Genomic DNA, 18,002 nt, shown 5'->3' on the forward strand with positions numbered 1-18,002 from the left:
TAATGAATAAAGCCCAATTAATTGACCAAGTTGCTAAAGTTTTTGTAGAGCAAATGCCGTTTAACCAGTTTTTACAAATAAAAGTTAAATCACTAGATGCGGAACAAGCGCAAATAAGCTTTCCTTGGCAGGATGTCTTTATCGGTAATCCCGCTCAAAAAATTCTCCACGGTGGTGTGATCTCTGCGGTGCTTGATAATGTGGGGGGGATGCTCGCTGCGGCGGCGATGATAGATAAGCTCACTGAGCTTAATATAGTTAGTATTCAAACCAAGCTAGCGACACTCGGCACCATCGATTTGCGCACTGATTACTTGCGTCCAGGCAAAGGGCTTGAATTTACCGCTAGTGCCAAGCTAATTCGCTCCGGTAATAAAGTATGCGTATGTCGGATGGAGCTCCATAACGAACAAGGTATTCAAATAGCTTTTGGCACGGCAACTTATTTAGTTGGATAAAGCGTAGCTGGCAGGTAAAATAGCGGCCTTTCATCTACATCAGAAACAATCTATGCCAACTAATCCTGAACAGCGTAAAGGTATTATCTTAGCCTGTATGGCTTTTTTTATGTGGGGCTTAGCACCTATTTATTTTAAATTACTACAGCATATATCAGCTTTTGAAATACTGATGCATCGTGTGGTTTGGTCGGTATTATTCATCGTCATCATTGTTGCAGTAATGAAGCAATGGCATAAAGTGCAGCATGTGCTTAAACACCCTAAACTCATTGCTATGCTGGTTATTACGGCCACCTTACTTGGCTTTAACTGGGGGCTATTTATTTGGGCGGTTAATAATGATCATATGCTTGATGCAAGTCTTGGTTATTATATCAATCCGTTATTAAACGTACTGCTAGGTATGCTTTTTTTAAGTGAAAAACTACGCAAATGGCAAGCGCTAGCGGTTGCTCTGGCGTTATGTGGTGTGGTGATCCAAGTTATTAGTTTTGGCTCATTTCCGGTGGTCGCACTTTCATTAGCAGGGTCATTTGCGGTGTATGGCTTACTTCGTAAAAAGTTACCTATCGAATCATTGCCGGGGTTACTACTAGAGGCATTAATATTATTGCCAGTTGCTTTAGTATATTGGTGGTTAATGGCGCCATCGAATAGCTCTGATTTCGTAGCGAATGATTGGCATACTAATGTATTGTTGATCAGTGCAGGCGTTATTACCACACTGCCACTACTTTGCTTTACAGGTGCTGCCAAGCGATTGCAGTATACTACCTTAGGGTTTTTCCAATATATTGGGCCAAGTTTAATGTTTGTGTTGGCGGTGGTATTTTATGGTGAAGTATTTAGTGCTGAACGAATAGTAACATTTGCTTGTATTTGGAGTGCGCTGGCTATCTTTAGTTGGGATTCCTATCGACAATCACAAAAGCGTAAACGTGAAAATATCCCTGCACCCACTAAGCCTGTTTAAGCAATGACTTTATTGCGGCCAGTTGCTTTGGCCTCATAAAGCTTAATATCGGCCTGTTTTAATAATTCATCAATTTGATAAACAGGCCCGTGTGCGTAACCAATAGAGAGCGTAAATTGAATTTTTTCTTTGCTAAATTCAGGGCTATTGAGCTCAACAAAGTGACGAAAATTATCCAGACGTTTTAATACTTCATCTTTATTTGTGTCATTAAAATACACAGCAAACTCTTCACCGCCTAAACGAGCCGCCAAGTCTTTTGTAAAATATTTTGCAAAACAAATTGAAAGTCCTTTTAGTACTTGATCACCAGCATCGTGGCCATAGGTATCATTGATTGCTTTGAAATGGTCAATATCGAGCATCGCCAAAGAGGGAATTAACTCTTTTTTCTGCAGTTGTTTTAATGATTTTGTGGTTTCTTCAAAGAAGTAGCGACGATTAGGTAGTTTAGTTAAATAGTCAGTGTTCGCTTGCAAGCGAATGGTGGCAATTTGTTCCAGCATGTCAACGTTCTGGCTCAAACGGCAATAAAATTCTTCGTTATTAAATGGTTTGCGTAAATAGTCGTTTGCGCCATTTTTCAAAAAACGCGCCGAAAGATGCGCTGCATTTGAGCCGGAAATACCGATTATTGCTTTTTCATCATTACTGTATAAGCGACGAATTTCACCACATAACTCATCACCATTCATGTTAGGCATTTCGTTATCTGCAATTATAACGGCTATGTCGGGTGTTTGTTCGAGCACTGCAAGTGCTTCAATGCCATCACAGGCTTGTAATATTTGATATTTATGACGTCTAAGCAAGCTGCATATATGCAGTCGTGCTGATTGTGAGTCATCAACGACTAATACTTTAACGTTTTCGTTGCGAGGTAAGCGCTGTAGTTGCTTTTCTAAATAATGGTAGGCTTGCTTGTTCTCTTTAGTGATGTAATCAATTATTGGATATTTTTCGACGATATCACGGGTCTTTTCATCTATATTGCCGGTCATTACTATGGTAGGAATTTGAGCTTCAATAGTGCAGGGTACAGCCTCTCCTTGTGGTGCGTCAGGTAGAATAAAGTCTACTACAGCGCAAAAATAGTTATTTTTACTAATTAACTCTTTTGCTTGCGCTAAAGAACAGGCTATATCTGCATCATAGCCAACTTTAATTGCAATGTGTTTTTGCACTCGCGCTATAGTTGGCGTATCTTCAATGATGAGTATTTTTCGTGTCACGTAACACCTTGTTTTTGGCATAGCCAAATTTATTCAGTTATACAAGTTGTAACTGTTAAAACACGAAAAAGCAAATAACACCATTACTTTTATAAACTATCAGACTCCGAATAGTAGTCTGGATTTTGTGGTGCAGGACTTGAAATTTTAGAACGCCCAAACAGAGTATGAAACTTTGCTTTACAGGTCGTTAGCTTTAGGTATTTAATCCACGCACGTTCAATTGCGTTGGTTGGTTCTTGATTACCAGAGACAACGGCAAAAAATTGTTCTTGGATTTCATTTTGTGGTTCAAGGGTTTTATTATATAACCCTTTTAGAACAACACCGTGTTGTTCAAGGATACTGGCTTCTAGTAAGGTGAAATTACCGCTGCGGCCGAATCCGCGCGGAAAGTTTTGATCATCATAAAACTGACGTTGGCTTACAAATGCTTGGCGAAGTAGTGAAATATCATTGCTCATGGCTGTTTCCTCATACCCTATTTTCAAGCTGGAGTATGGATCAAGTTGCGCAATTTATTAAACAAAAAATTTTTATCGTGAGGATAAATAATTGGATATAGATTTATTGAAAACCTTTGTCGAAGTGGTACGTACTCGTCACTTTGGTAAAGCGGCTGAAAACCTTTACATTACGCAGTCTGCGGTGAGTTTTCGAATTCGTCAATTAGAACAAGGACTAGGGGTTAATTTATTTATCCGCCAACGTAATAACATCCAATTGACTGCACCAGGGGAGCGCTTATTACCCCATGCGCAAATGATTATTACTGGTATGCAACGAGCTAAAGTCGATGTTGCTCTTGCTGATAATATGCATAAGCAAGTAAGTTTAGCAGGGACGCCCAATATTTGGGATGCTTTTTTACAGTTTGGTATCACTAATATTGTTTCTGCAATGCCAGGGGTATCGCTGGTGGCTGAAGTTAAAGCACAGCAAGAAAGTACAAGGTTATTATTAGAGCGCACCTTAGATCTAGCGATTTTATTTGATCCACCAAAAGTGGATGAATTAGTAGTTGAGCGTATTTGCACCTTGCCAATTATACCTATCAGTGCATTTGAAGGAGCTGCTAATGATAACTTTTTTGATAATCAATATGTCTATGTTGACTGGGGAACTACCTTCTCACTTTGGCATGCACGGCAATTTACTGGCCACACTCCACCATATTTTCGTACCAGCACAGGACGCATTGCATTAGATTTGATACTACAATGTGGAGGTAGTGCATTTATTCCTGAAGTTTTAGCGAAAAGCCATATAGATAAAGGGGAGCTACATCGAGTGTCTGATGTGGAACATACTTCTCGGGATATTTTTGTCGCTTATCACAGAGATAATGAACAAAAACCCTTGCTTGAGACGTTGGTTAATTTATTACTGGAATTAACACCAACAATAAGCAGTGAATTTAGTGCTAAGTAAGCTATATATGACAGTTTTGTGTTGATTTGATGTCTTTTGTTGTTCCTTTTTATGAATAATATGAGTCATAAATATTTCTGTTGTAATATTTCTGTCATTTACCGCAGGCAAAATGCAGCGAATTAAAAATTAGTCTGTTGCGTTTATTGAGGAAATAATATGAAATTTGCAAAGTCGAGCCTATTACTAGCTGTGTTAAGTGGTTTATCTTTTTCTGCATTTGCTGATGTTGATGTGTATGGTAAAGCAAATGTCTCTGTGCAATCTTCGGATGACGGTGAAGGGTCATTCAGCGAAATTAAAAGCAATGCATCGCGAATCGGTTTTAAAGGTTCTGAAAACATCAGTGATGGCTTAGAAGCTATTTATAAGTTCGAATTTCAAGTTAATGTTTCTGATGATTCAAAAGACACGGTTACATCACGTAATCAATACGTTGGTTTAAAAGGTGGATTTGGTCAACTAGTGATTGGCCGTAATGATACTGCTTTAAAGCAATCACAAGGAAAGTTGGATTTATTTGATAACCTTGAAGGTGATATCAAAAATTTATTTAAAGGTGAAAACCGTCTTAGTGATACAGTTACTTATTCATCAAAGGATTTAAGTGGCTTTAAAGTGCTTGCAACTTACGTTGCAGAAAAAGACAGTGATGGCGATAGCGGTTATTCATTAGCACTTACTTATGGCGATGCTGGACTGAAGAAAAGCAATGTTTATGCATCAGTTGCTGCCGACAGTGAAGTTAATGGTTATGATGTTGTACGCGCTACCGTGCAAGGGAAGGTAGCTGATTTTAAATTAGGTGCAATGTACCAAAGCCAAGAAAAAGTGGATGGTAGCGGTGATGCCGATGGTTATTTAGTTAATGCGGCTTACACTCTTGATAGCAATACATTTAAAGTTCAATACCAAGTAATGGATTTTGATGCGGGTGATAAAAAGTCTGCCATCTCTGCAGGTGTTGATCACTCCTTGAGCAAAAACACCAAGTTATTTGCCTTCTACACTAATTTTGATATGGACAGCAATGTTGATCAAGATTACTTAGGTGTTGGCATGGAATACAAGTTTTAGTCTTTAGACTGTTGAAAAAGCCTTACTTATTACAGTAAGGCTTTTTACTATTAAGCTTGTGCATACACTGATTTACCCGCAAGCCAGCGATTGATTAGTTGTTCTACTTGTTCAGGATACTGGCGGAGCATTTGTAGTGCGATAGGTCTGACTAAGTTGAGTGTGTGCTTATCTCTGGTTAAGTCAGCAATTTTAAATTCCGCTAAACCTGTTTGTTTTGTGCCGAGCACTTCACCTGGACCACGAATTTCCAAATCACGTTCTGCAATTACAAAACCATCATTGCTATCTCTTAGAACAGCCAAACGTTTTTGTGCAGTATGAGACAGCGGTGCGTGGTATAAAAGCACACAATGGGATGCGATTGCACCACGACCAACTCGACCACGTAACTGATGTAATTGTGCAAGGCCAAGCCGTTCAGGATTTTCAATGATGATCAAACTGGCATTCGGCACATCTACACCGACTTCAATGACCGTTGTCGCCACTAATATATGAATTTTTCCAGCTTTGAACTCGCTCATAATAGCTTGCTTTTCTGCTGCTTTCATACGGCCATGAACTAATCCTATAGTTAACTCTGGCAGTGCATGAGTTAATTGCAGTGCGCTATCTTCTGCTGCTTGGCATTGCAATGCTTCCGATTCATCAATTAAGGTGCATACCCAATATACTTGACGACCTTGCTCGGTACAGGCTGTTTTTACACGAGCAATAATTTCATCACGACGCGTATCAGGTAGTGCAATGGTTTTAATTGGGGTACGTCCTGGTGGCAACTCATCAATCACGGACGTTTCTAAATCGGCATAAGCTGTCATCGCCAGTGTACGTGGGATCGGTGTTGCTGTCATAACCAGTTGATGGGGATAGCAATCACCAAAACGGCCTTTTTCTCGTAGCGATAAGCGCTGATGGACGCCAAAGCGGTGTTGTTCGTCAATAATAATAAGCACTAGGTTATTAAATGTTACTTGCTCTTGAAATAACGCATGAGTCCCAACAATCATTTGCGCTTCACCTGATGCTATTTTTTCAAGCGTTGCGCTGCGTTCTTTTCCTTTGGTTTTACCACCGAGCCATGCTGTAGTTATACCTAAAGCCGTAAACCAATTTTCGAAAGTAATGCCATGTTGTTCTGACAGAATTTCGGTGGGTGCCATTAATGCCACCTGATAGCCCTGTGCGATAGCTGTTAAGGCGCTCAGTGCCGCAACCAGGGTTTTACCTGAGCCAACATCGCCTTGTACTAAGCGCATCATTGGATAAGGAGACTGCAAATCGTTTTTTATTTCAGCGACGACTTTGTTTTGCGCGTTGGTTGGAGCAAAGGGGAGCTGCGCTAAAAAATCATGCTCCAGATGATTAATAGGGTTCAGAGCAACTGCTTTTACTTGCTGTCCTTGTTGACGTAATTTTAATAAGCTCAAATTTTGCGCCAGTAACTCTTCAAACACTAAACGTTGTTGAGCCGGGTGCAGGCCTTGCTCTAATGCGGTGATATCTACATCATTAGCGGGGCGATGTAAAAGTAGCAGTGCTTGAGTTAAATCCATACCAGCGTGTTGGAATTGCACTGGCAATAACTCTTCTACCTGATATTTTTCAAGTAATGCAATCGCCTGATCACTTAATGCACGGATCGACAGTTGTTTTAACCCTTCCGTTGTCGAGTAAACAGGCGTTAGTGTGGTTGCTGTTGGTTGTTCGCTCGGTGTATCGCTGAGGCTGTATTCAGGATGAGTCATTTCATAACCGACTCTGCCACGTCGTACCTCGCCAAAACAGCGGATCACCTTACCGCTACTTAAGGTATTCTTTTGTGCTGCAGTAAAATTAAAAAATCGCAGGGTGAGTCGTCCAGTACCATCGTTAACTTGGCAAACGAGCATTTTACGTTTACCAAAGGTAATTTGGCTGGTTTCTATGGTGGCTTCAATACTGACATGACTATGCACAGCTAAATCACTGATAGCATAAATACGGGTGCGGTCTTCATATCGAAGCGGTAGATGAAAGAGCATATCTTGCACTGTGCTAATGCCGAGTTTTTTTAGCCGCTCGGCCATCTTTGGACCAACGCCTTTGAGGTCAGTGATTGGGTAGCGGCTTAAAGTTGGCTTTGACACAATACGCTCAAATCTTTCATTTTTAGATACTTTTTAGTTTACGTGCGAACAGGCCTGTCATCAAGCATGTTTTAATTTGTGCCAAAACTCATCATCAGCGATGATTTCACCATTTTCATCGAGGGCTGGATAGGGTTGCGATTTTTCTTTGCATTTTTGTGCAATGATTGGATGGCAACCTTCAAATAGCATCTTATGTTTTATGCTCTCATCCAGCATAGTGCGCTCATATAAGCCGGCTTGCAGGCGTTGGTTTTGTGCCTCAAATAATATCAGTGCAGCGGCCACAGACACATTCAGAGACTGCGCCATACCTTGCATTGGAATAATAATGTTTTTATCTGCGTGGGCAAGTGCTTGTGGAGAGATCCCGGTTTTTTCTTGGCCGACAATAATGGCTGTTGGCAGAGTATAATCAATCTCACGGTAGTCAACAGCATCAGGGCATAAGTTAGTAGCGAGTATTTGTACTTGCGGATTATGCAGGCGCATCATAGCCACAGCGCTGTCGATATCTTTATGTAAGTGAGTTGCGATCCAATTTTTACTGCCCCCAGAGGTATTATTGGTGAGCCATTTTTGGTTTTGTGGCCATACTGCATGAACATTATGGCAACCCACAGCATCAGCGCTGCGAACAATTGCAGACAAGTTATGGTGTTTGTGCACATCTTCTAAGCACACGGTTAAATCGGTTTGACGACGATCTAGTACGTGTTTAATGCGATGATAGCGGGTGTTTTCCATTTTTAGCCTTGTCTGAACTCATAAAATTGCCGCTATTATACGGGAATTACCGTCTTAAGGCATTACTGAGCGGCTAATTGGGTTTTGCAGTGATATTAGCGTTTCGGTTGACTGAATAGCTTCGATAGCTTGAATCTTATTGATCAATACATCTTGTAAATGATCAATTGAACGGGTCATTACCTTAATAAAAATACTGTAGTTACCGGTTGTGTAATAAGCCTCAACGACTTCTTCAAGTTCCTTTAGATGCAATAAGGTTTGTGGGTAGTCTCGAGCATTATTGAGGTTGATGCCAATAAAACAACATACATCGTAGCCTAACTGCTTGGCATTGACGCTAACTTGGGTGCCTGTAATGATCCCGGCTTGTTTCATTTTTTCAATCCGTACATGAATTGTACCTGCGCTAACGGCGAACCGTTTGGCTAATTCTGCATAGGCTGTGCGGGCATTATCCATTAATGCGTGGAGGATCTGTTTATCAAGATTATCGATTTGATAATTTTCCATATAAATATCATCTTTAAATTATTGAATCATCATTTTTTATACCACTAAATTAATCAAATTAATATGGTAAAGGTGTTTTTGTTATTGGTTATTGAATTAAAGTGCAAAATGATTGAGGATTGCTTTAACGACATGGTTGCTCGTAGTGCAATCATGCATTTATGCAAGTAACAATAACTGGGAATGAGGCCAATTATTATGAGTTCACACTTTGTCCAGCAACAGCTGCAAATTAGTAAAGTTAAACAGTATTTTTCACACCAGCTAGAACAACAGCTAGGGTTAATTGAAGTACAAGCGCCTATTTTGGCTAAAGTAGGCGATGGTATCCAAGATAACCTAAGTGGCACTGAAAATGCGGTTGCGGTAAAAGTTAAAACTATTCCAGCGAGTCAATTTGAAGTGGTTCACTCTTTGGCAAAATGGAAGCGAAAAACACTAGCTGAGCACGGCTTTGCAATTGGTGAAGGTTTATACACACATATGAAAGCGTTGCGCCCGGATGAAGAGTCATTAAGCCCCATCCATTCTGTTTATGTTGATCAGTGGGATTGGGAGAAAGTAATTTGTGCCAGTTCTGAGCGCTCTCTTGATAAGTTAAAAGAAACAGTACAAGCCTTGTATAAAGGCTTAAAAGCAACCGAGCAATTTGTTGCTGATGAATTTGGTATATCACCATTTTTACCCGCTGATATTACTTTTGTACACAGTGAACAGTTACGTCAAATGTACCCTGATTTTACTGCCAAGCAGCGCGAAAAAGCGATTACACAAGAATATGGTGCGGTGTTTTTGATAGGCATTGGTGGGGCATTAGCCGATGGTAATATTCATGATGTACGCGCACCTGACTACGATGATTGGTCGACTCAGACCTGCGAGCAATACAGTGGCTTAAATGGTGATATTTTACTGTGGAACCCTGTGCTTGAAGATGCTTTTGAAATTTCATCAATGGGTATTCGCGTATCACCAGAAGCATTAGTTGCACAGCTTGCAATTACCGGTGACCAAGCTCGTTTAGAATTTGATTGGCATAAGCAACTACTAGCTAAACAATTACCACAGACAATAGGTGGTGGCATTGGTCAATCTCGATTGGCGATGTTGTTATTACAAAAACCTCACATCGGTCAAGTACAAGTAAGTGTATGGCCGGAGGAGTTAAAACAACAAGTGGCTGGTATTTTATAACGTAGACGAGAGAATAGAGACTATCTGCTGTTAGTCTCTATCTGCTTGCGATCAACTGGTTTTAAATTCAATCTCTATTTTTCCTTCTTGCAGTTTTACGTTACAAGGAGGGTAGCTGCGATTTGTTCTTAATACTTTATCGAAAATGTGGATTTCTACCCCAGAATGCAATTTTTTATTGACCGCTAAATTAGCATTATCAAGTAGTTCATATAGACTTTGTTCTAGCGTTGTTAGGCGTTTTTCTAGCTGCTCTGCTTGTTGGCAATAATGTTGCTGAGTAGCTCCTATTTTAGCGAGCAATAGTTTTTTCTTATCTAAATCTTTTACTAAATCGGCCTTTTCTAGCGTTGCTTGCAGGGTGTCTAATTGCTCATCGGTTTTAGCTAATTCTTTAAGGCATTCATCGGTTTCAGTAGTAACAGACTTTCCTGAGGCAACCATGTTTATGAGCATTTTAGCGCCAGATTCATTACCAATTTCACCAGCGATAATCATTCCGGCATCCAGGATCTCGCCACCAAATAACTTCCCTTGTGGATTGTCTGCTTGGCCTATCTGTAAAAGCTTAGTCGCTTTCATTGCGCAGTGGCTAGCTTGGCGCTCAATAAAAATATTATTACCTTCAAGGTAGCTATATTGGGCGTGAGATAAATGAATATCACCGTTACAAATAATTTTGCACGAAAGTGTTTTATCATCTAGCTGGTGGCCAATCACACCTTGTTTAATGGTGATATTACCTTGCGCTGTCAGTTCTCCGGATTCAACCGTCCCCATCACAGTTATATCGCCTTTCGCGGTTACTTTCATGCCTGGCTCTATATTATGAGTGACAATAATGCTGCCATCAAAGTTTATATGGCCGCTTTTAACTGTGACATCGCCAATCGTAAAAATATCATCAACGCGCATGCCATTTTGTATTTCGACTGGTACGCCCGCAATACTTGAGATTAATTCAAGAGGATTAGTTTTTGATATTTCACTGCCCTCACCAGCAACTAGCGGGCTACTTTCTCCTGCTTTTGCCGGAAGTACATCGCCTTTTACGGTAAAACCTTCTTTACCAGGGGTTGCGGGTTGCTGTCGAACTAACAATGTACCGGGTTCAACACTTGCTAACTTGCCAAAGTCGCGCATATCGACAGTGCCATCTTCGCGCAGTTTCGGGGTATGCAAACGCTCTTTTAAAGTTAATACTTGAGGGAGTAATTTTGATGATTTGCCGTCTTCTGGTAAGCGACCTTTAGCGAGGATACCTTTAACGGTAGTGCCAGCGGGTAATTCAAATTGTTTTTGTAGCAGCTGCTCTAAAAATGCTTGTTTGTAGCCCCGAGCAACCCCAGCTTTGATCAGCTGCTGTTTCGCTTGATCAAGGGCTAAAACTTTGCCACCTTGTGCGAGTGTTAGTTCGCCTGTTGCTAACATTTTATCATCACTGAGTGTAACAGTTAGTGTGGCGTCATGCTTACTGGCAACCACTAAACTACGTTCGCTACTAGGCTCTTTAAAAAAAGCATTGATAGCATCATAGTCTATGCGACATTCACAGAATGTTGATTTTTCTAGAGCCTCAATAACAAAAGCGGCACTAGGCGGCGAATGTTCTATAACATCGAGTAGTACATTACCGTTATGAGCAAGCTTAAACACGGATCATCCTTTTACAACACTTAAGTTAAAGGTTTTTATAATTATATAAGGATAGAGTGCTAGAGATTTGAATAACTGTCAAGAAAATCGAGGAAAAGGGGACTGATGAGTTAATACACCTAAGCATAAATACCTAGGTGTATTGCTGTAAGCTTAATTTGTTGAAGGCAATTCCATAATACCGTCAATTTCAACTTGCACGTTTTTTGGTAATGCGCGCACGCCAATTGCTGCTCGGGCAGGGTAAGGTGCTTTGAAGTATTGGCTCATTACTTCATTTACCGTCGCAAAGTTAGATAGATCAGTTAAATAGATATTAACTTTTACCAAGTCTTGGATGTTGCCACCGGCTTCTTCACATACCGCACTAATATTTTTAAATACTTGATGTGTTTGTTCTGCGAAATCTTCAGAGATCACTTCCATCGTTGCTGGAACTAATGGAATTTGACCCGATAAGTAAACTGCTGTACCAACTTTTACTGCTTGGCTATAAGTGCCGATGGCAGCAGGTGCTAGATCCGTAGAAATAAATGCTTTATTCATGATTTTCCTATGTTATTTTTTACGATAGACTTTTTGCACATCAGGCATTACGCGAATGCGGCGCATGATATTAGCAACATGGACACGGTTTTTCACGGTGATCCCTAAATCTATCACGTATAAATTACTTTCTTTTTCATCTGTGGCAATTTCCACTATGTTTGCTTGGGTTGTAGCAATTACATTGGTTAGTTTTGCGAGTGCGCCTTGGTGGTTTATGATTTCCACACGCAGTGCTGCAATATATTCTTTTTCTGGATTATCATCCCATTTAACAACCAAGTACTTGGAGCGTTCAGTTTCCCAGCCGCGAATATTTTTACATTCTTGGCGGTGAACCGTGATGCCTTTACCTTGGCTTATATGTGCGGTGATAGCATCCCCAGGCACTGGTCGACAACATTTAGAATAATTAACTAGCATGCCTTCAGTGCCAATAATGGTCGCTTTAGCATTTTTAGTCATATCGCCTAAATCATCATTGTCATTTTGCAGTAAGCGGCGTGCGATCAGCATGCTCATTAAATTACCGCAGCCAATTTCAACTAATAGCTCTAATACAGTATTGAGTTCATGTTCTGCTAATACGCGACTAATATTTTCGTCAGGCAGATCATCGAACTTCGTTTCACCTAAAGCTGAGTCGAGTAAGCGACGGCCAAGTAATAAAGCTTCTTCATGATGTTGGCTCCTCAGGTAATTGCGAATTCCTAAACGTGCTTTACCGGTAACAATAAAGTTTAACCACGTTGCGTTAGGGTGCGCACCTGAGCTGGTAATCACTTCAACTGTTTGACCCGTATCTAATGCTTTACTTAACGGATGAGGTTTACGGTTAACGCGTGCACCCACACAGGTATTACCAACATCGGTATGGACCGCGTATGCAAAATCAACGGCGGTTGCACCCATAGGTAACTCGACTATGCGACCATCAGGAGTGAACACGTAAATTTCTTCTGGGAATAGCTCTGTTTTAACGTTTTCAACAAATTCAAATGATGAGCCTGCGCTTTGTTGTAATTCCAACAAACTTTGCATCCACTGACGTGCACGTTGTTGTGCAGTGTGGCCTGCGCTATCACCGGATTTTTTATACATCCAATGAGCAGCAACTCCTTTATCTGCCATGTGATCCATATCGTGAGTACGGATCTGGATCTCAACAGGGATCCCATGTGGACCAACTAATGAGGTATGCAACGATTGATAACCATTAGTTTTAGGTACTGCTATATAATCTTTAAAGCGAGTTTCAATTGGCTTATATAAATTATGGGCAACACCAAGTACCCGATAGCAGATATCCATTGAATCAACTGCAATTCTAAATGCGTAGATATCCATGACTTCATTAAACAGTAACTCTTTATTAAGCATTTTTTTATAAATACTATATAAGTGTTTTTCGCGCCCGGAAACAGTGGCTGTAATGCCAGCTTCTTCAAGGCGTGCTGTTATCTCGGTTTGAATATTTGAAATGACTTCTTTGCGATTGCCGCGCGCTTTGGCAACTTCTGACTTTAAAGCGCGATGACGCATCGGGTAGAGGGCTTGAAAACCTAAATCCTCTAACTCATTTTTAATATCGTGAATACCTAAACGATTAGCAATCGGCGCATAAATCTCTAACGTTTCGCGGGCAATACGTCGACGTTTGTCAGGACGTAATGCTCCAAGAGTGCGCATATTATGAGTACGATCAGCAAGTTTGATTAAAATAACACGAATATCTTGTGTCATTGCCATAATCATTTTTCGATAGTTTTCAGCTTGGAATTCTTTTTTATCTTTAAAGCTGAGCTTATCAAGCTTGCTTACGCCCTCAACTAATTCGGCGACTGTCTCGCCAAAAATTTCGGCTAAATCTTGTTGGCTAAAGTCGGTGTCTTCAATCACATCATGCATTAATGCAGCCATTAACGTTTCGTGATCTAAATGCATACCAGCCAGAATTTGGCTTACTTCAACAGGGTGAGTAATGTAAGGTTCGCCACTTGAGCGAGTTTGACCCTCATGGGCCTCTCGGGCTACCACATAGGCTTTTTGTACCAGCTCTACATCAGCAGCAGGTAAGTATTCTGATATTTTCTTTTTTAGACCTTCAAAAAGATACATTCACACTCCAATGTTCTCGTGAAGCAAATAGGTAACGGTATGTTAAGAATATACGATGAAAAGAAGGGATTGCCAACGGCTAGAATAGAAATACTATACCGTTGGCTAAATCAGACAAGGAAGTCAGATTATTGGTTGCCGCCTACAATAGCTGCAACTGCAGCCATTTCAGCCGCCTCTTGATGTTGTTGCTCTTCACGATCAATAAGATCCATTGATGAGCTATCTACTAAACCAAGTTCAATTTCACGTAAAGCAACAACCGTTGGTTTATCGTTTTCAGGATCAACCAGTGGCTTTTTACCACCGACCGCGATTTGACGGGCACGACGGGCCGCAACTAAAATTAAATCAAAACGATTACCAATTGCATCTACTGCATCTTCAACAGTTACGCGAGCCATCTTAGCACTCCAAATAAATTTTTAAGCAAAGACGTAGTTTACTGCACCGAGTCAGATTCGCCAATAGCTTGTGGTTAATTTAAACAAATAAAATACTTACTGAACCCAAATTAGGATTTAACGCAGTAAGTCTACGAGTAAATCTTGATGGCGAATAGCTTGGCTTTGTAGCGATAAGCGTTTTGCCAATACGATCGTCTCAATTTCCTTCAGCGCAGTTGCAAAATCATCGTTAACCACGACATAGTCATATTCATTGTAATGAGACGTTTCAGATTGTGCTTTTGCCATGCGACCAGCAATGATTTCTTGTGAATCTTGGCCGCGATTATTTAAGCGCGCTTCAAGCTCAACTTTTGACGGTGGTAGGATAAAAATGGTTTCAACATCAGCGACCAGATCACGAACTTGACGTGCACCTTGCCAATCAATATCTAAAAATACATCAATACCTGCTGCAAGCTGCTCTTCAATTGCTTGCTTTGATGTACCGTAGTAATTATCGAACACTTGCGCCCATTCAAAAAAATCATTCTTTTCAATTAATGATTTGAATTCATCAACATTTACAAAGTGGTAATGCACGCCATTTGCTTCGCCCGGACGAGGCGAGCGAGTAGTATGCGATACAGATACTTTCATATCATTATACTTAGTTAACAATGCATTGATTAAGCTGGATTTACCCGCACCAGATGGTGCCGATAAAATAAATAAGTTTCCGCGAGTTTGCGTCATTACTTTGCTCTCTACTAAAAATAAATAGGCTTGAGTTACAAGTAACTCAAGCCTTAGATAACACCATTATACTTTAATAACCAAACACTGCTCAAGTTGAGCCAAGAAACACTTACTCAATATTCTGGATCTGCTCACGCATTTGCTCTATCAATACTTTAAGCTCAACCGCAGCATTGGTGATGTCGCTATTGATTGATTTAGAGGCGAGGGTGTTTGCTTCGCGGTTAAACTCTTGCATCATGAAATCTAAACGACGACCACAAGCGCCACCTTTTTTAAGGATTTTTTTAGTTTCTTTGACATGAGATTTTAAACGGTCTAGTTCTTCAGCTACGTCTTGTTTTTGTGCAAGGTAGATGAGCTCTTGCTCAAGGCGAGCTTCGTCAATATTTGCAGTTAAATCTTCTAATTTTTGTGCTAATTTTTCACGCTGCCATTTGGCAATTTCTGGCATGTGAGTTTCAACTATCGCTACTTGCTCTAAAATAGCATCAAGGCGAGTGGCTATCATCTCTTCAAGATTAGCGCCTTCATCACCACGTGCAGATTTAAAATCTTCAATCACTTGATCAAAACCAGCAATGAGTGCGGTGTTAACGCTATCCATATCTAGCTCTTCAGCTTCCATAACACCAGGCCAACGTAAGATGTCGACAGGATTAATATCGCCATTACTTTGTTGTTGCACCCATTTGGCGCTATTGATCAGTTGTGCAGCCAACGCCTCATTAATTGAAAGTTCACCAACATGGGCTGGGTTTGCCACAAACTTTAAGAACACTTCAACCTTGCCGCGTTGTAAATGTTTACGTAGGCGCTCACGGAGCACCGGCTCCATGCCACGAAATTGCTCAGGTGCGCGAATAAAGGTTTCAAGGTAGCGTTGGTTAACTGAACGAACTTCCCACGTGCCAGTGCCCCAATCGCCTTTTATTTCGCGACGCGCGTAAGCAGTCATACTGTGGATCATGGATGGTTTCCTAGTTTTATTAAACAATATTAAAAGTGATTATACCGTAACACTGGTTAAGCTCTAGCGGAAATTTTTGTTGCTGCGAATTTTACAATTTGCTTTTGTTTAAATCAGCATGGCATCTACAGCTATATATACATATAATGTGGGAAATTCTGAATTAAGGGGATCGTGAATGCGTCCAAGCGAAAGAACACCTAACCAAATTAGACCGGTTACATTTACACGTAATTACACTTTGCATGCTGAAGGCTCTGTGTTGGTTGAGTTTGGTAACACAAAAGTACTTTGTACAGCCACTGTTGAATCAGGTGTACCGCGTTTTATGAAAGGCCAAGGTAAAGGCTGGATCACAGCTGAGTACGGTATGTTACCGCGCTCTACCCATACCCGAAATGGCCGTGAAGCGGCGCGTGGCAAGCAAAGCGGTCGTACTATGGAAATTCAACGTTTAATTGCACGCGCACTTCGTGCCGCAGTTGATTTAAAAGCGTTAGGCGAAAATACCATTACTATTGATTGTGATGTTATTCAAGCTGATGGCGGAACTCGTACTGCATCAATCAGTGGTGCTTGTGTTGCTCTAGTCGATGCGTTAACACATATGCGTAGCAAGGGTATGATCAATTCAAATCCTCTTAAATTTATGATTGCAGCTATTTCGGTAGGTATTTATAAAGGCCAAGCTATTAGCGATTTAGAATATTTAGAAGATTCTGACGCTGAAACAGATATGAACGTAATTCTGACCGAAACAGGTAAAATTATTGAAGTGCAGGGTACAGCCGAGGGCGAACCTTTCTCGTTTGATGAGCTTGATGAATTACTCACTCTTGCGAAGCATTCAATCCGCGAAATCATTGACGTTCAGAAGCAAGCATTAGCTTAATAAGTAATAGGTTTATAGTAATGAAAGATTATCAAATAGAGTTTATTGAATTCGCCTTAGAAAAACAGGTGTTAAAGTTTGGTGAGTTTACTTTAAAGTCTGGCCGTACTAGCCCTTACTTCTTTAATGCGGGGTTGTTTAATACAGGTCGTGACCTTGCACGTCTTGGTCGTTTTTATGCTGCCGCCCTTGAAGATGCAGGCATTGAATATGATGTTTTATTCGGTCCTGCTTATAAAGGTATTCCAATTGCAACAACTACCGCAGTAGCACTTGCAGATCATCACAATAAAGATGTGCCTTATTGCTTTAACCGTAAAGAGAAGAAAGCACACGGTGAAGGCGGCACATTAGTAGGCTCTGAGCTAAAAGGCAAAATCATGTTAGTAGATGACGTGATCACTGCTGGCACAGCAATTCGTGAGTCTATGGAAATTATTGCAGAAAATGGTGCGGATCTAAGTGGTGTCTTGATAGCTCTTGATCGTCAAGAAAAAGGCAAAGCTGAACTGTCTGCAATTCAAGAAGTAGAACGTGACTTTAATACTAAAGTAGTTTCAATAGTAAAACTTGCAGATTTAATTAGCTACCTTGAAACTAAAGGTACTATGAACGAGCATCTTGCATCAGTAAAAGCTTATCGTGAGCAATATGGTATAGCTTAATCTAAGTATACTTAAAGCTATTCAACAAAAGCCCGATGATTTTCATCGGGCTTTTGCGTTTTATAACCGTATAAAGTTATTTTGAAGTTAAAAAAGTATCTCTTTTGTAGGGTTTGGCTTGAATTTTGAACGAACAGCACTTTATTTCAAGTTTTCTTTAAAAAACGCTTGCGTAAAATTCGCCGCGCCCTATAATGCGACCCCACTGAGACGGCAGACAGCAACGCTTAGCGAGGCAAGAGTTAATCAG

Annotated in this window: 18 protein-coding genes; 7 read left to right on the forward strand and 11 right to left on the reverse strand. The window is 40.6% G+C overall.

All coding sequences use genetic code 11. The features are described from left to right. The first annotated feature begins 2 nt into the window (after positions 1-2). Both H5162_RS12030 and rarD read left to right on the forward strand, forming a co-directional pair. A complete protein-coding gene (locus tag H5162_RS12030) occupies positions 3-458 on the forward strand; it encodes a thioesterase family protein (RefSeq protein WP_149980646.1) in 456 nt (151 codons plus the stop codon). Between the two features lie 52 nt (positions 459-510). Beyond that, entirely contained in the window at positions 511-1,434 is a 924-nt protein-coding gene (rarD, locus tag H5162_RS12035; RefSeq protein WP_182778622.1) for an EamA family transporter RarD, read from the forward strand. Here rarD and H5162_RS12040 read toward each other — a convergent pair. Beyond that, on the reverse strand, positions 1,431-2,666 hold the full coding sequence (locus tag H5162_RS12040; RefSeq protein WP_182778624.1) for a response regulator: 1,236 nt from the start codon (positions 2,664-2,666) through the stop codon (positions 1,431-1,433). The two genes, rarD and H5162_RS12040, sit on opposite strands and share 4 nt — an antisense overlap. An 89-nt stretch (positions 2,667-2,755) precedes the next feature. Next, the gene (locus H5162_RS12045) at positions 2,756-3,130 is read right to left on the reverse strand and encodes a DUF413 domain-containing protein (RefSeq protein WP_145237075.1); all 375 of its coding nucleotides are present in this window, start codon (positions 3,128-3,130) and stop codon (positions 2,756-2,758) included. A 91-nt stretch (positions 3,131-3,221) separates the two neighbouring features. Between H5162_RS12045 and H5162_RS12050 the strand changes: the two genes are divergently transcribed. Continuing rightward, the gene (locus H5162_RS12050) at positions 3,222-4,097 is read left to right on the forward strand and encodes a LysR family transcriptional regulator (protein WP_145237078.1); all 876 of its coding nucleotides are present in this window, start codon (positions 3,222-3,224) and stop codon (positions 4,095-4,097) included. A gap of 159 nt (positions 4,098-4,256) precedes the next feature. Next, positions 4,257-5,174, forward strand: a complete 918-nt coding sequence (locus tag H5162_RS12055) for a porin (protein ID WP_182735124.1) — start codon at positions 4,257-4,259, stop codon at positions 5,172-5,174. Positions 5,175-5,224: 50 nt separating this feature from the next. On the opposite strand, the gene recG is transcribed toward H5162_RS12055, so the two are convergent. Genes recG through asnC form a run of 3 tightly spaced genes read right to left on the reverse strand, consistent with a single transcriptional unit; the run spans position 5,225 to position 8,566 of the window. Further along, a complete protein-coding gene (gene recG / locus H5162_RS12060) occupies positions 5,225-7,306 on the reverse strand; it encodes an ATP-dependent DNA helicase RecG (protein ID WP_182718081.1) in 2,082 nt (693 codons plus the stop codon). 60 nt (positions 7,307-7,366) lie between these two features. After that, on the reverse strand, positions 7,367-8,053 hold the full coding sequence (gene trmH, locus H5162_RS12065; RefSeq protein ID WP_182732244.1) for a tRNA (guanosine(18)-2'-O)-methyltransferase TrmH: 687 nt from the start codon (positions 8,051-8,053) through the stop codon (positions 7,367-7,369). A gap of 54 nt (positions 8,054-8,107) precedes the next feature. Then, a complete protein-coding gene (asnC, locus tag H5162_RS12070) occupies positions 8,108-8,566 on the reverse strand; it encodes a transcriptional regulator AsnC (protein ID WP_145237092.1) in 459 nt (152 codons plus the stop codon). 198 nt (positions 8,567-8,764) lie between these two features. Here asnC and asnA point away from each other — a divergent pair, with 198 nt between their 5' ends. Beyond that, positions 8,765-9,760, forward strand: a complete 996-nt coding sequence (gene asnA / locus H5162_RS12075; protein WP_182778626.1) for an aspartate--ammonia ligase — start codon at positions 8,765-8,767, stop codon at positions 9,758-9,760. 51 nt (positions 9,761-9,811) lie between these two features. Here the strand turns inward: asnA and H5162_RS12080 are convergent, their stop codons facing one another. The 6 genes from H5162_RS12080 to H5162_RS12105 all read right to left on the reverse strand — a co-directional run bounded on the left by H5162_RS12080 (position 9,812) and on the right by H5162_RS12105 (position 16,195). Next, a complete protein-coding gene (locus tag H5162_RS12080; RefSeq protein WP_145237098.1) occupies positions 9,812-11,416 on the reverse strand; it encodes a DUF342 domain-containing protein in 1,605 nt (534 codons plus the stop codon). Between the two features lie 153 nt (positions 11,417-11,569). Further along, entirely contained in the window at positions 11,570-11,962 is a 393-nt protein-coding gene (locus H5162_RS12085; protein ID WP_145237101.1) for a RidA family protein, read from the reverse strand. A gap of 12 nt (positions 11,963-11,974) precedes the next feature. Beyond that, entirely contained in the window at positions 11,975-14,080 is a 2,106-nt protein-coding gene (gene spoT, locus H5162_RS12090; RefSeq protein ID WP_145237104.1) for a bifunctional GTP diphosphokinase/guanosine-3',5'-bis pyrophosphate 3'-pyrophosphohydrolase, read from the reverse strand. Between the two features lie 128 nt (positions 14,081-14,208). Beyond that, positions 14,209-14,484, reverse strand: coding sequence for a DNA-directed RNA polymerase subunit omega (rpoZ, locus tag H5162_RS12095; RefSeq protein WP_064667923.1), 276 nt, complete (start codon positions 14,482-14,484; stop codon positions 14,209-14,211). A 117-nt stretch (positions 14,485-14,601) separates the two neighbouring features. Next, a complete protein-coding gene (gene gmk, locus H5162_RS12100) occupies positions 14,602-15,222 on the reverse strand; it encodes a guanylate kinase (RefSeq protein WP_145237107.1) in 621 nt (206 codons plus the stop codon). Between the two features lie 112 nt (positions 15,223-15,334). Next, positions 15,335-16,195: a YicC/YloC family endoribonuclease gene (locus tag H5162_RS12105; protein ID WP_182778628.1), complete on the reverse strand. Its 861-nt coding sequence runs from the start codon at positions 16,193-16,195 to the stop codon at positions 15,335-15,337. Positions 16,196-16,373: 178 nt separating this feature from the next. Here H5162_RS12105 and rph point away from each other — a divergent pair, with 178 nt between their 5' ends. Next, entirely contained in the window at positions 16,374-17,087 is a 714-nt protein-coding gene (rph, locus tag H5162_RS12110) for a ribonuclease PH (RefSeq protein WP_145237114.1), read from the forward strand. 20 nt (positions 17,088-17,107) lie between these two features. Continuing rightward, positions 17,108-17,752: an orotate phosphoribosyltransferase gene (gene pyrE, locus H5162_RS12115; protein ID WP_145237117.1), complete on the forward strand. Its 645-nt coding sequence runs from the start codon at positions 17,108-17,110 to the stop codon at positions 17,750-17,752. Positions 17,753-18,002: the final 250 nt, after the last annotated feature.

The sequence above is a fragment of the Pseudoalteromonas sp. SR41-8 genome, assembly GCF_014163915.1.
Lineage (GTDB): Bacteria > Pseudomonadota > Gammaproteobacteria > Enterobacterales > Alteromonadaceae > Pseudoalteromonas > Pseudoalteromonas rhizosphaerae.

Coding starts and splice junctions, on each gene's coding strand:
- rph (WP_145237114.1), top strand. CDS start 16,374: ATGCGTCCAAGCGAAAGAACACCTAACCAAATTAGACCGGTTACATTT.
- rpoZ (WP_064667923.1), bottom strand. CDS start 14,484: ATGGCTCGCGTAACTGTTGAAGATGCAGTAGATGCAATTGGTAATCGT.
- H5162_RS12105 (WP_182778628.1), bottom strand. CDS start 16,195: ATGATCCACAGTATGACTGCTTACGCGCGTCGCGAAATAAAAGGCGAT.
- asnA (WP_182778626.1), top strand. CDS start 8,765: ATGAGTTCACACTTTGTCCAGCAACAGCTGCAAATTAGTAAAGTTAAA.
- trmH (WP_182732244.1), bottom strand. CDS start 8,053: ATGGAAAACACCCGCTATCATCGCATTAAACACGTACTAGATCGTCGT.
- spoT (WP_145237104.1), bottom strand. CDS start 14,080: ATGTATCTTTTTGAAGGTCTAAAAAAGAAAATATCAGAATACTTACCT.
- H5162_RS12030 (WP_149980646.1), top strand. CDS start 3: ATGAATAAAGCCCAATTAATTGACCAAGTTGCTAAAGTTTTTGTAGAG.
- pyrE (WP_145237117.1), top strand. CDS start 17,108: ATGAAAGATTATCAAATAGAGTTTATTGAATTCGCCTTAGAAAAACAG.
- asnC (WP_145237092.1), bottom strand. CDS start 8,566: ATGGAAAATTATCAAATCGATAATCTTGATAAACAGATCCTCCACGCA.
- H5162_RS12055 (WP_182735124.1), top strand. CDS start 4,257: ATGAAATTTGCAAAGTCGAGCCTATTACTAGCTGTGTTAAGTGGTTTA.
- gmk (WP_145237107.1), bottom strand. CDS start 15,222: ATGACGCAAACTCGCGGAAACTTATTTATTTTATCGGCACCATCTGGT.
- H5162_RS12085 (WP_145237101.1), bottom strand. CDS start 11,962: ATGAATAAAGCATTTATTTCTACGGATCTAGCACCTGCTGCCATCGGC.
- rarD (WP_182778622.1), top strand. CDS start 511: ATGCCAACTAATCCTGAACAGCGTAAAGGTATTATCTTAGCCTGTATG.
- H5162_RS12045 (WP_145237075.1), bottom strand. CDS start 3,130: ATGAGCAATGATATTTCACTACTTCGCCAAGCATTTGTAAGCCAACGT.